The sequence below is a fragment of the Streptosporangium sp. NPDC001559 genome (assembly GCF_042893955.1).
Taxonomy (GTDB): Bacteria; Actinomycetota; Actinomycetes; order Streptosporangiales; family Streptosporangiaceae; genus Streptosporangium.
On sequence record NZ_JBIAVG010000002.1, the window covers coordinates 193,658 to 205,462 of the forward strand.

The window sequence follows — 11,805 nt, forward strand, 5'->3', positions numbered from 1 at the left end:
AGGTCGTCGTGAGCAGGGAACGGGCCAGGCGCAGGGCGGAACGCGAGGCCGAGCAGGCCAAGCAGGCCGCCCTGCGCGCTGTACGGGAGGCCAGGCTTGCCCGGCGGCGTGAGCTGGCCGGGCGGGTCACCGCGCTCCTGCCCGGCAGGCCCGTCAGAATCGCCGCCCAGCGCGGCATCAAGGCTCGCCGTCGCAGGGCCCAGAACGGCGTCGTGGCGGTCCTGTTCCTCATCGCCCAGGTCATCGCCTGGCTGCTGTGGTCCTCGTGGACCGCACGGTTCGGGGTCTTTGTTATTTCTGTTCTTCTTGTACCGCTTTTTGTCACTCTCGTCTTCGACCGGAGGTCCTGATCAGATGTCGCTAGAGTTGCTGCCCGCCGTGGACGTCGCGGACGGCCAGGCGGTCCGCCTGGTCCAGGGGGCGGCAGGCACCGAGACCTCCTACGGCGACCCGCTGTCCGCCGCGCTCGCCTGGCAGGAGGCGGGCGCCGAGTGGATCCATCTGGTCGACCTCGACGCGGCCTTCGGCCGGGGCTCCAACCGTGAGCTGCTGGCCTCCGTGGTCGGCGCGCTCGACGTGAAGGTCGAGATGTCCGGCGGCATCCGCGACGACGCCTCCCTGGAGTCGGCGCTGGCCACCGGCTGCCGCCGCGTCAACATCGGCACCGCGGCGCTGGAGAACCCCGTCTGGTGCTCCAAGATCATCGCTGAGTACGGCGACCGCATCGCGATCGGCCTGGACGTGCGCGGCACCACCCTGGCCGCGCGAGGCTGGACCGAGGAGGGCGGCGACCTGTGGGAGGTGCTGGAGCGGCTCGAGCGCGACGGCTGCCCCCGCTACGTCGTCACCGACGTCACCAAGGACGGCACGCTGCGCGGCCCCAACCTCGACCTGCTCCGCGAGGTCTGCTCCCGCACCGACCGGCCGGTGGTCGCCAGCGGCGGCGTCTCCTCCCTGGACGACCTGCGCGCCCTGGCGGAGCTGGTCCCGCTCGGCGTCGAGGGCGCGATCGTCGGCAAGGCGCTCTACGCGCAGGCCTTCACCCTTGAGGACGCCCTGGCGGCGGTCAGATGACTGTCGCGGTACGTGTGATCCCCTGCCTGGACGTGGACGCCGGGCGGGTGGTCAAGGGGGTCAACTTCGAGAACCTCCGTGACGCGGGGGACCCGGTCGAGCTGGCCCGCCGCTACGACGCGGAAGGGGCCGACGAGCTGACCTTCCTGGACATCACGGCGTCCAGCTCCGACCGTTCCACGACCTACGACGTGGTGCGCAGGACCGCCGAGCAGGTCTTCATCCCGCTGACCGTCGGCGGGGGAGTGCGTTCGGTCGAGGACGTGGACAGGCTGCTCCGGGCGGGCGCGGACAAGGTGGGACTGAACACGGCCGCCATCGCCAGGCCCGAACTGCTGACCGAGGCGTCCCAGCGGTACGGCGCGCAGTGCATCGTGCTGTCCGTCGACGCCCGCCGGGTCGTGGACGGCCCGCCGACTCCCTCCGGGTTCGAGGTCACCACCCACGGAGGACGCCGGGGCACCGGGATCGACGCGGTCGAGTGGGCCCGCAGGGCCGAGGAGCTCGGCGCCGGGGAGATCCTGCTCAACTCCATGGACGGTGACGGCACCAAGAAGGGCTACGACCTGGAGATGATCCGCGCGGTGCGGGCGGTGGTCTCGGTGCCGGTGATCGCCAGCGGCGGGGCCGGGGCGCTTGAGGACTTCCCCCCGGCCGTGGAGGCGGGGGCGGACGCGGTCCTGGCGGCCTCGGTGTTCCACTTCGGGCAGTTGAAGATCGGCGAGGTCAAGGACGCGCTCCGGCGGGCGGGGCATCCGGTTCGCTGAGGTACCCCTTCCCGGACGTTTTCCGGGTTCTTGAGGTCCGGCGGTCTCCGGAGGGTTCTCCGGGGACGCGCCGCGGGGGCTCCGCCTGTTCGGATGCGCGGGGCCCCGATCTTTTCACCCCCTCCTGCGCACCAGGGCCGACCGTTTCGCACGGTGTGTGACTGTTTCCTCGCCCGGTGACCGGGCACCCTGGCCCGCGGGGACGACTTCTACGGCTTCCGTTCCGGGGCGCCGCCGCTCAGCTGGGGGTCCAGGCGGTGATCAGGTTCAGCAGGCCGGGGAAGCGAGCCTCCAGGTCGGCCACGCGCACGTGGCTGCGACGCTCCAGGCCGTACTGACGCTGCCTGATGAGCCCGGCCTCGCGCAGGGCCTTGAAGTGGTGGGTGAGCGACGACTTGGGGCGGTCGAGGCCGAACCAGCCGCAGGGATGGTCGAACTGCTCCCGCTCGACCAGCAGCTTGCGCACGATCCGTATGCGCAGAGGATCACTCAGCGCGCCCAGCACCGTCTCCAGGCGAAGCTCCCCGACCGGAGGTTCGGGCAGCGGCTGGGGCAGGCCAGGGGGTTCCGGTAGTTCCCTGACGGCGGGGGCGGCCATGGTCGGTGGCGCGGTCGTCGGCACGGCGGTCTCCTCGGGCGATCCCTATGTTCGACTTCAATCGTACTGCATGTTAAGTTCGACTTTATTCGTACTGGTTCGGGATAAGTCGTACTTTCCCCTACCTGGGAGGTCGTCATGCCGGGAAGCGTGATCGTTCGTGAGGAGAGGGCGGGGGAGGTCGCACGCCCGGTTCCGGTTCGCTGGGTGTGGCTGGCCGCCTGGCCGGTCACCGCCGTGTTCGTGCTCTCCAACGCCGCGACCCCGCTGTACGTGCTGTGGCAGCGCGACATCGGTTTCTCCCGGGGCACGCTCACCGTGATCTTCGCCTTCTACATCGTCGGGCTGCTGGGCTCCCTGCTCGTCTCCGGGGTGGCGTCCGACCGGTTCGGGCGTAAACGCGTGTTGCTGCCCGCGCTCGGTCTCGCCCTCGTCGCCTGCGCCGTGTTCGCGACCGCCTCGACGGTGCCGGCGCTGGTCGTGGCCCGGCTGTTCACCGGCGTCGCCGTCGGCGCCGTGGTCTCGGCGGGCATGGCGGCGGTCACCGACGTGGCAGGCCCGGCCCGGGGGCGGCTCGCTGCGCTGCTCGCCTCCTGTGCCATGGTCTTCGGCGCGGGCCTGGGCCCGCTGCTGGCCGGAGTGCTGTCCGAGACCCTGCCGGGTCCCACCGTGACCGTCTTCGCCGTGGAGGCCGTACTGCTCGCCCTGGCGGTCCTGGCCGTGGCGCGCGCACCCCTGGCGCGCCCGGCGCCCGGGACGGGAGCCTGGGTACGGCTGCCGCGTGTTCCCCGTGGCGACGGCGGGCTGCTGATCCCCGGTGTCGCCGTGTTCGCCCCGGGGATCACCGCGACCTCGTTCGTGCTCTCGCTCGGCCCCTCGCTGCTGTCCGGGCTGCTGGGCACGACCAGCCGGGTCGTCGCGGGAGCCCTGGCGTTCGCGATGTTCCTGTCCGCGACCGCGGTCCAGTTCGCCGTCCGGGCGCTGAGCCGTCGCGTCATCCTTCTGGCGGGCGCGGCCAGCACCGCGGCTGGAACGCTGGCCCTGATCGCCGCCGTGCGTACCTCGTCCGTCCTCGCGCTCGTCGCCTGCGCGCTGCTGGCCGGTGCGGGGCAGGGGATGGGACAACTCGGCGGGCTGTCCCTGCTCAACTCCGGGGTCGCGCCCCGGCGGCTGGCGGAGGCCAACGCGGCCCTCAACGTGGGCGGCTACCTGCCCGCCGGGCTCCTGCCCGTTTCCGCCGGCTATCTCAGCGACGCTGTCGGCCTCACCACCGGGGCCACGGTCTTCGGCGTCGCGCTGACGGCTCTGGCGGTCGCCGGAGGCGTCGCGGTCCTGGCCGGAGGCGCCGCCGGGAGCCGGAGGGTCGTACTGCCGTAGCCGGTTCTCACCGGACGATCCGCTACGGAATCGGTGACTATGCTGTGGGCATGACCGCCATGGCACCGACCAGCACAGCGCCCGACCTGTCGTTCCTGCTGGACCACACCGGCCATGTCCTGCGGACCCGGATGTCGGCCGCGCTCGCCGAGATCGGGCTCACGGCCCGCATGCACTGTGTGCTGGTGCACGCGCTCGAGGAGGAGCGCACCCAGATCCAGCTCGCCGAGATCGGTGACATGGACAAGACCACGATGGTGGTGACGGTCGACGCCCTGGAGCGGGCCGGTCTCGCCGAGCGCCGTCCGTCCGGCACCGACCGGCGGGCCCGGATCATCGCGGTCACCGAGGAGGGCGCGCGGATCGCCGAGCGGAGCCAGCAGATCGTCGACCGTGTGCACCGGGAGGCCCTCGCCACGCTCCCCGACGAGGAACGGGAGATCCTCCTGCGAGCCCTCGGCCGTCTGGCGACCGGCCATCTGGCCACTCCCGTGGAGAACCCTCAGCCGGTACGGCGCGCCCGCCAGCGGACAACTTAGATCCGAAGAAAATCGTCTACTACAAAACAATCTGCTACGTTCTCTCCTGTCGCCCTCATTCGACAGGAGAGAACCCATGTCCGTCACCTCCGCCGCTCCGGCAACCAGGTCACGCTGGATCGCCCTCGGAGCGATCGCCACAAGCCTGCTGATGACCGTCCTCGACGGCAGCATCGTGACCGTGGCGATGCCGGCCATCCAGAACGACCTGGGCTTCTCCCCGGCCGGACTGAGCTGGGTGGTCAACGCCTACCTGATCGCGTTCGGCAGCCTGCTTCTGCTGGCCGGGCGACTCGGTGACCTGATCGGCCGCAAACGCGTCTTTCTCGCGGGCACCGCGGTGTTCGTCGCCTCCTCGCTGCTGGCGGGGGTGTCCACCGGCGCCGAGTTGCTGATCGTGGCCCGGTTTCTGCAGGGGGTCGGCAGCGCCGCGGCCGCGGCGGTCGGCCTGGGCATCCTGGTGACGCTGTTCCCCGACCCCGGGGAGCGCGCCAGGGCGATCGCCGTCTTCAGCTTCACCGGCGCGGGAGGCGCCACCCTGGGGTCGGTGCTCGGCGGTCTCCTCACCGACGCCCTCACCTGGCACTGGATCTTCTTCATCAACCTGCCGATCGGGATCGCGGCGCTCGCGGTCGCGGTGTCCGTACTGCCCGCGGACCGGGGGCCCGGCCTCTCCGCCGGAGTCGACGTGCCCGGCGCCCTCCTGGTCACCGGCGGCCTGATGCTCGGCATCTACACCGTGGTCGGGATCGAGGAGCACGGCTGGCTCTCGGCGCGCACCCTCGGCTTCGGCGTCCTCACCCTCGCCCTGCTCGCCGGGTTCATCATCCGCCAGGCCACCGCGAAGGCCCCGCTCATGCCGTTGCGGATCTTCAGATCACGCGGCGTCTCCGGGGCCAACCTGGTCCAGATCCTGATGGTCGCCGCGCTGTTCGCCTTCCAGTTCCTCCTGGCCCTGTACCTCCAGCGGGTCCTCGGGTACGGCGCCGCCCAGACCGGCTTCGCGATGCTCCCCGCGGCCGTGGTCATCGGCGTGGTCTCCCTGGGCGTCTCCGCCAGGCTCAACGTCCGCTTCGGGGAGCGCAGGGTGCTGCTGGCCGGGCTGGTGCTCCTGGTCGCGCTCCTCGGGCTGCTCACCCGGCTTCCGGTGCGCGCCGACTACGTCACCGACCTGCTTCCGGTGATGCTGCTGGCGGCGGGCTTCGGTCTCGCGCTCCCCGCGCTGACCACGCTCGGCATGTCGGGTGCCGGGGAGGAGGACGCCGGACTGGCGTCCGGGGTGTTCAACACCACGCAGCAGATCGGCATGGCCCTGGGCGTCGCGGTGCTGTCGACCCTGGCGGCCTCCCGCACCGGTGACCTGCTCGCCGGCGGCGGAAGCCAGGCCGAGGCGCTGACCGGTGGCTACCGCCTGGCCTTCACCGTCGGCGCGGGGCTCCTCGCCACGGCCCTCGTCGTCGCCTTCCTCGTGCTGCGCGAGCCACGCCGTACCAGGTGACCTCAGAAGACGCGGAAGTGGTTGAACAGCTCGTAGGAGACGTCCTCGGCCGCGAAGGCGCGGGCCTCGGAGCGCTTGACGGCCAGGTAGGCGGAGGAGCGGAGCGGGCCGAGGGCGTTCATCAGCAGATCGTCGGCCTCCAGGGCGTCCAGGGCCTCGTCCAGCGACCGGGGCAGGCGGGGCACGCTTCCCTCGGGGAGGGTGGCGGGGTCCACGCCGACGGCCTCGCCGGGGTCGAGCTCCCTGCGGATGCCGTCCAGGCCCGCGTGGATGATGGCGCCGAGCGACAGGTAGGGGTTGGCGGAGGAGTCGGAAGGCTTGATCTCCAGGTTGGCCGACGCCTCGGCCGCCCCTCGCATGGGGGAGCAGATCCGCACCGCGGCCTCTCGGTTGTCCATGCCGTAGCAGGCGTAGGCGCTCGACCACATCCTCGGTGCCAGCCGCCGGAAGCTGTTCACCGAGCCGCAGGTCAGCGCGGTGAGCGCGGGAAGGTGCGCGATGAGGCCGCCGATGAACCGGTAGGCGGTCGCCGACACGCCGTACCGGTCGGCGGGGTCGCTGAAGGCGTTGGAGCGCAACCCGGGGTCCCACAGGGAGATGTGCAGGTGCGCCCCGTTCCCGGCCTGGTCGGCGATCGGCTTGGGAGCGAGGGAGGCCCACAGCGACATGCCGAAGGCGACGCCGCGCACGGTCTCCCGGTAGATGATCTGGTTGTCGGCGGCGCGCATGGCCGGGGCGTGGCGGACGGACAGCTCCTGCTGGCCGTGACCGAGCTCGGGATGGTAGTGCTCGACCCGCAGGCCCTGCGCCTGCAGGGCGCGGACCAGGCGCATGGCGTAGTCGTGGGCATGGTCGAAACCGGAGGTGGCGTAGCAGAGGCTGTCGTCGAGGGGGAGGAGCCTGTCCGGTTCCCCGTCCGTGCCGGGGACACGGCGGCCCAGGGTGAACTCGGGTTCGAAGGCGGCGACCGCGACGAGCCTCTCCTCGGACAGGGCGGCCACGGCCTCGCGGAGGAAGGTGCGCGGGCACGCCGCCCACGGAGAGCCGTCGATCTCGCGCAGGTCCGCAAGCATGGCCGCGGCCCCGGGGGCGTGGGGAAGGGCGACGAAGGTGGACGGATCCGGAACGAGACGGACCTCACCGACCGGGCCGAGTCCCTCGACCTCCTGGAGCTGGTCGAGCATGTTCATCGCCATCATCGCCACGGTGTGCCCGATGCCGGAGCCGAGCCGTTCCGCCAGCCGGGAGCGTGAGGCGGCCTTGCCGCGGATCACACCGCCGTGGTCGGCGTACAGGAAACGGACCAGCTCGATGCCCTCCGTCTCGACGCGTTCGAGGACGCGCCGCTCTTCGGGATCAAGAGGATGAACCCCGGTGACGCTGTAGCGCTCTGCCATGCTTCCTGCGTAACACGTCCCGGAGGACGGTGGAAGCACATCGCGTGGCGACGCGGCGTCACGGGGTACGCGGTCCCGCGTAGGGCATGCGGAAACGCCGGAGAAACAGGTCAGAGGTGGGGCAAACCCCCACCATCGGTCAGCTCAACACACGTGTGAAGAACAGCGACAGTTGGTCCGCCGCCCTCACGATCCCGTCGAAGACTCCGTTCACCGCGTTCGCCGCATCGGCGGGCCTGGTGAACAGATAAAAGGCCACGAACGCCACCGCTACATAGGTGGCGACCTTCTTGACCTGCATGGGGGGCCTCCTGCTGCTCCAGTCCCAGCCGTTATACCCGGATTTTAATGATCTTTGGCATCTTCGGCCCGGGTGGCTCCCGGATTTTGATGATCATACCTGTTGAGCGGTGGGAATCCATGGCCAGATCGTGAGATTGGCATGAGTCACCTCCGCAATGGTGCGGTGGCGAAGCGGTTCTGTCCAATCCCGAATGCCAGATATACCGCTAGCGTTAGGGCGCCGCGAAGATCTTTGACACCCGGCAGGGGGTGTGACCAGCGGACCGGCCCCTCGCGCCGGCCGCGGAACCTTTCCCTCGTGCTGGGGCTCCTGGCCGCCCTACGCCTCGACCGCGGCGGCCTCCCGCGCGTCGTCTGTGGGCTCGGCGGGCTCGGCGGGCTCGGCGGGTCCGTGGGCGGGGGTGGGCGTGGCCTCGGCGGGGCCCACACGCCCGCCACGCAGCGGCAGCAGGCACAGGGGTACGGCGATCGCCGTACCGGCCAGGAGCAGGCCCGCCACGCCCAGGGTGAGGGCGTCGGGCCGCACCAGGGGCTGGCCGCGCAGCGCCTGCCAGGTCACCAGCGCCACCAGGCCGGTGTAGGAGGCCCCGGCGGTCAGGACCAGGCGCAGCCGGACGGCCTGGTCGCGGATCCCCCGGGTGAGCAGGGCCACCAGCGGCAGGACCTGCAGGGCGTGCATGCCGAAGAAGTGCGGCACGCGCAGGTCGCCGCCGGTGGTGCTCCAGCCGAGCAGGGACAGGCCGGGACCGCCGTCGGGGACGCCGACACCGTGCGCGCCGAGGACCGTGGTGGTGACCTCCGCGAGCTGGGCGGAGGTCGGCGGGAGCATCAGGACGGCCACGCCGAGACCGGCGGCCGAGACGACGAGTCCGACGCGGATCGCCCAGGTGTCGGCCGGGGTCGCGTGGCGCTCACGCAGCACCAGGAAGGCCGCGGCCAGGTTGACCAGCATGAGGAGCATGACGGTCGTGCCCATCAGGGCGTACAGGGAGGAGTCCAGCGCGGTGGAGAAGTTGAAGTGGCTGCGCCGTCCCCGGATGACCTGGCTGATGATCACCGTGATCTCGACGACGCACGCGATCGCCATCACGTTGCCCAGCAGCCGGCTCGCGCGCTGCGCCGTACGCCGCAGGGACAGCAGCCAGGCCCAGGTCAGCCCGTAGGCGACGAAGGAGAGGGTGAACTTCAGGGGCTTGAGCCAGATGGGCAGGCCGTCCAGGGTGCGGTGGTCGAGGAGGACACCGAAGAGGGAGATCACGGACAGGACGGCCATGATCGCGGACATGAGGAGGAGCGGGCGATGCCAGCGGGTCATCCAAAAGATCCTTCAATAGATAACGGATTTATCCGTTATCTATAGCTAAACTCAGGTGCGATCACAAGAGGAGGCAGTTGCGGTGCGGATGGCGGACCTGAGTCGGGCGACGGGTGTCTCGGTCCCGATGATCAAGTTCTACCTGCGGGAGGGGCTGCTCCCCAGCGGGGAGCGGACCAGTCCCAACCAGGCGAAATACGGCCAGGAGCACGTGCGGCGGATCAAGCTGGTACGGGCCATGGCCGACTACGCCGGTCTGTCGATCGCTGAGATTCGCGACGTGCTCGGTCATCTCGACGACCCCTCGCACGGTCTGCACGATCGTCTCGGTCACGCCCAGACGAGCATCACGCCCAAGCGCGAGCCGGGGGAGGGGGAGGAGTGGGCCGAGGCGATGCGCGAGGCCGAGGAGCTGATCGCCCGGCATGGCTGGCGGCATCACCCGGACAGTTCTCCGATGCGGAGCGTGGCCGGGGTGCTGCTGACCCTGCGCGGGCTCGGCTACGAGGGCATCCTCGACCGGCTCGACGACTACGCGGAGGCGGCGGGCACGATCGCCAGGGCCGACGTCGCGGGCATGGCCGAGGAGCCGAACCTGGAGCGCATGATCGAGATCGTCGTTGTCGGGACCTCGCTCGGGGACGCGCTGGTCGCGGCGCTGCGCCGGGTCGCGCAGGCCAACGTCTCGGCCCGTCTGTTCGGCGACGACTGGAAGGTCGCGCAGTGGGAGAACGTGGACTGGGAGGATGTCCGGCGGCAGGGGGGCGCCTTCGAGGGGCCCGCTCCCGAAGGGGAGATCTGTGGTGGGCCGGAGACCTGAGCGCCCCGGGCGTGGCGGACTTGGGCGACGCCCGCTGTGTGGTGTCTTAGTACGAAAAATCACTTCAAGTAAGTCTCATAGAGACATCAACTGAAAATGCAGATTCATGTCAACTGAGTATGTCAGGGTTGACGGGAGTATGTGACGGCTTTAATGTCTGACACTGATCAGGGAATCCTGGTAAATCGGTCAGTATGTACGACGGGGCAGCTTTTTGTGATCAACGGGGAGTTGAGGGGGTGTGCCGTGCGGGTCAGGCGTTGTGTCGGGGTGACCGCTGTTTCTGCCGCTCACCGATGATGTGACCGGTCGTGACCGACCAGGGGGGTCGGTGTCCTTGATACGGGCCTTCCTCCCGTGTGTCATCTCGCTTCGGGCGTTCTCCGACATCAAAGGAAATTGACATTGGCTGTGAACTTCCTCCCGGTAAAGCCTTGTCTGCGAGCCTCCCTCCGCATCGGTGAGAAGGGCGAGGCGGAATTGCATACCCCCTCAGGGGTTCTGGAGGTCGAAGTCCCGGAGGGCATGAGCAGGGACGATTTTCTCGATCTGCTCAGGCGTCTCGACGGCAGCAGGACCATCGAGGACCTGGAACGCGAGACCGGCCTTGACGGTGAGGCGGTACGCGAGGTCGTCGAGCCCGCCGTGGTGCAGGGGCTGATCGACGAGGGTGCCGTGCCGGCCTTCTCCCCGGGGACGGCCGCCCTGGCCCGTCTTGAGGGCCTCCTCAACCACCTCCTTGAGGACCTGGTCCTCACCGGCCCGTTCTGGAGGCGCATCCTGGAGCGCCCGCAGCGGTTGCACCCCAACGTCTTCTTCGGCTTCGGGCTGGAGAACTGGTTCCTGCTCTCCAGGGAGAGCGAGCTCGGCTCAGCGGTACGGGCCCTGGCGGAGAACGCCGACCTCAGGGGGGCGCTCGACGACTTCGACCGCAGGGGAAGGCGCCACGACGACGTCGCGGTCCACGCCTTCAGGTCCCTCGGCGCCACGCGCGGCGACCTGCTGCGCGCCCGTCCGCTGCCGACGACCGCGGCCCTGATCAAGATGCTGTCCTGGTGGGCGCGGACCGACCCGCTGTTCTTCGTCGCCACGATCGGCGTCATCGAGGAGCGTCTCGAAGCGGAGGACGAGGGGCCCGCGGCCCGCTGTCCCTTCCTGGCCGCCTGCGACCGGGTGGGGCTGACCCCCGGCTTCGTCGAACCGATGCGCGCGCACGCCAGGGCCGGGGCGGCCCGTCGTCACGGGGCGCTCAGCCGCGCGCTGTTCGCCCGGATGCCCAGGATCGACGAGGGGACGGAGCAGAGCTGGCAGGCCAAGGCGCACCTGTTCATGGAGACGTACGCGGGCTTCTGCGACGGAGTCCTGGACCACTACTCCGACCCGCATCGCCCGCTGCTGCGCCTGTGCGGCTGACCGGTGTTCACGCCGGTGCCGCCTCAGCGGCGTCCGGTGCCGGTCACAGGCCCAGCGGCGTGCCCAGCAGCCGGGAGACGGCCTCGTCGCCACCGATCGTCTCGACCCTGGCGTGCCGCTGACGGCCGAGGCAGAACAGCGTCAGCTCACCCGCGGTGCCCCGCACCTCGACCCGGGGCCCTCCCCGGCCGCCGCCGAGCACGACGCCGCCGCCGGTGCGGTGCAGCACCACGCCGACCGGGGACCTGCGCAGCTGCAGGCGTCCCACGATCCGCAGCCGCCTCCAGAGGACCTCGTCGAGGCCGGAGGGAAGCTCGCGTGGCTCCCAGCCGGGGCGGGCGCGCCGTACGTCCTCGTGGTGGACGAAGAGTTCGAGGGGGTTGACCAGTTCGTCCAGCCCGGGAACCAGGCGGTAGACGCCTCCGGGGCCGGTGCGGACGAGCCGGGTCAGGCCCGCGTAGCCGTACCTGGCCTTCAGGGACTCCTGAACCGAGGCGGTGCGCCGGGCCAGCGGGGCGAGCGCGATGCCGCCCGCGGCGTCCAGGCGCCTTTCCCGCAGCACGAGATGGGCGGCGAGGTCGAAGGTCGTCCAGCCTTCGCAGAGGGTCGGGGCGTCCTGGCCGAGCCGGTCGAGCAGGTCGGCGAGCGCGGCGCGTTCGGCGCTGGCATGCGTCATCCGGCGATCCTAACAACGCAACGTCATA

General features: G+C 70.5%; 13 protein-coding genes. 8 read left to right on the plus strand and 5 right to left on the minus strand.

Annotated features, from left to right (window positions below):
* The first annotated feature begins 8 nt into the window (after window positions 1-8).
* The 3 genes from ACFYY8_RS04935 to hisF are packed head-to-tail and all read left to right on the plus strand — an operon-like array spanning window position 9 to window position 1,841.
* Complete coding sequence (locus ACFYY8_RS04935) at window positions 9-350, plus strand: hypothetical protein (RefSeq protein ID WP_390037233.1); 342 nt, start codon at window positions 9-11, stop codon at window positions 348-350.
* A 4-nt stretch (window positions 351-354) separates the two neighbouring features.
* On the plus strand, window positions 355-1,074 hold the full coding sequence (gene priA, locus ACFYY8_RS04940) for a bifunctional 1-(5-phosphoribosyl)-5-((5-phosphoribosylamino)methylideneamino)imidazole-4-carboxamide isomerase/phosphoribosylanthranilate isomerase PriA (RefSeq protein ID WP_352009036.1): 720 nt from the start codon (window positions 355-357) through the stop codon (window positions 1,072-1,074).
* Window positions 1,071-1,841, plus strand: coding sequence for an imidazole glycerol phosphate synthase subunit HisF (gene hisF, locus ACFYY8_RS04945; RefSeq protein ID WP_390037235.1), 771 nt, complete (start codon window positions 1,071-1,073; stop codon window positions 1,839-1,841). The genes priA and hisF overlap by 4 nt, the downstream gene beginning before the upstream one ends.
* Window positions 1,842-2,079: 238 nt before the next feature.
* Here hisF and ACFYY8_RS04950 read toward each other — a convergent pair whose 3' ends face one another.
* Window positions 2,080-2,439 (minus strand): ArsR/SmtB family transcription factor, encoded by a 360-nt coding sequence (locus ACFYY8_RS04950; protein ID WP_390038000.1) that lies wholly within the window; start codon window positions 2,437-2,439, stop codon window positions 2,080-2,082.
* A gap of 138 nt (window positions 2,440-2,577) precedes the next feature.
* Here ACFYY8_RS04950 and ACFYY8_RS04955 point away from each other — a divergent pair, with 138 nt between their 5' ends.
* From ACFYY8_RS04955 to ACFYY8_RS04965, 3 genes are all read left to right on the plus strand, one after another.
* A complete protein-coding gene (locus ACFYY8_RS04955) occupies window positions 2,578-3,816 on the plus strand; it encodes an MFS transporter (RefSeq protein ID WP_390037237.1) in 1,239 nt (412 codons plus the stop codon).
* Window positions 3,817-3,866: 50 nt separating this feature from the next.
* Complete coding sequence (locus ACFYY8_RS04960; protein ID WP_390037239.1) at window positions 3,867-4,355, plus strand: MarR family winged helix-turn-helix transcriptional regulator; 489 nt, start codon at window positions 3,867-3,869, stop codon at window positions 4,353-4,355.
* Window positions 4,356-4,431: 76 nt separating this feature from the next.
* Window positions 4,432-5,853: a DHA2 family efflux MFS transporter permease subunit gene (locus ACFYY8_RS04965; RefSeq protein WP_390037241.1), complete on the plus strand. Its 1,422-nt coding sequence runs from the start codon at window positions 4,432-4,434 to the stop codon at window positions 5,851-5,853.
* A gap of 2 nt (window positions 5,854-5,855) precedes the next feature.
* On the opposite strand, the gene ACFYY8_RS04970 is transcribed toward ACFYY8_RS04965, so the two are convergent.
* The 3 genes from ACFYY8_RS04970 to ACFYY8_RS04980 all read right to left on the minus strand — a co-directional run bounded on the left by ACFYY8_RS04970 (window position 5,856) and on the right by ACFYY8_RS04980 (window position 8,868).
* Window positions 5,856-7,250 carry a glutamine synthetase family protein gene (locus ACFYY8_RS04970; protein ID WP_390037243.1) on the minus strand — a complete coding sequence of 465 codons (1,395 nt, stop codon included), beginning with the start codon at window positions 7,248-7,250 and terminating at the stop codon, window positions 5,856-5,858.
* Between the two features lie 139 nt (window positions 7,251-7,389).
* Complete coding sequence (locus ACFYY8_RS04975; RefSeq protein ID WP_184714415.1) at window positions 7,390-7,551, minus strand: hypothetical protein; 162 nt, start codon at window positions 7,549-7,551, stop codon at window positions 7,390-7,392.
* A gap of 321 nt (window positions 7,552-7,872) precedes the next feature.
* Entirely contained in the window at window positions 7,873-8,868 is a 996-nt protein-coding gene (locus tag ACFYY8_RS04980) for a hypothetical protein (RefSeq protein ID WP_390037245.1), read from the minus strand.
* A gap of 88 nt (window positions 8,869-8,956) precedes the next feature.
* On the opposite strand from ACFYY8_RS04980, the gene ACFYY8_RS04985 reads away from it, so the two are divergent.
* Together ACFYY8_RS04985 and ACFYY8_RS04990 are read left to right on the plus strand one after the other, a co-directional pair.
* Window positions 8,957-9,688: a MerR family transcriptional regulator gene (locus ACFYY8_RS04985; protein WP_390037247.1), complete on the plus strand. Its 732-nt coding sequence runs from the start codon at window positions 8,957-8,959 to the stop codon at window positions 9,686-9,688.
* A gap of 525 nt (window positions 9,689-10,213) precedes the next feature.
* The gene (locus tag ACFYY8_RS04990; RefSeq protein ID WP_390037249.1) at window positions 10,214-11,101 is read left to right on the plus strand and encodes a hypothetical protein; all 888 of its coding nucleotides are present in this window, start codon (window positions 10,214-10,216) and stop codon (window positions 11,099-11,101) included.
* A 43-nt stretch (window positions 11,102-11,144) separates the two neighbouring features.
* Here ACFYY8_RS04990 and ACFYY8_RS04995 read toward each other — a convergent pair whose 3' ends face one another.
* Window positions 11,145-11,777, minus strand: a complete 633-nt coding sequence (locus ACFYY8_RS04995; protein ID WP_390037251.1) for a TIGR03085 family metal-binding protein — start codon at window positions 11,775-11,777, stop codon at window positions 11,145-11,147.
* Between the last annotated feature and the right edge of the window lie 28 nt (window positions 11,778-11,805).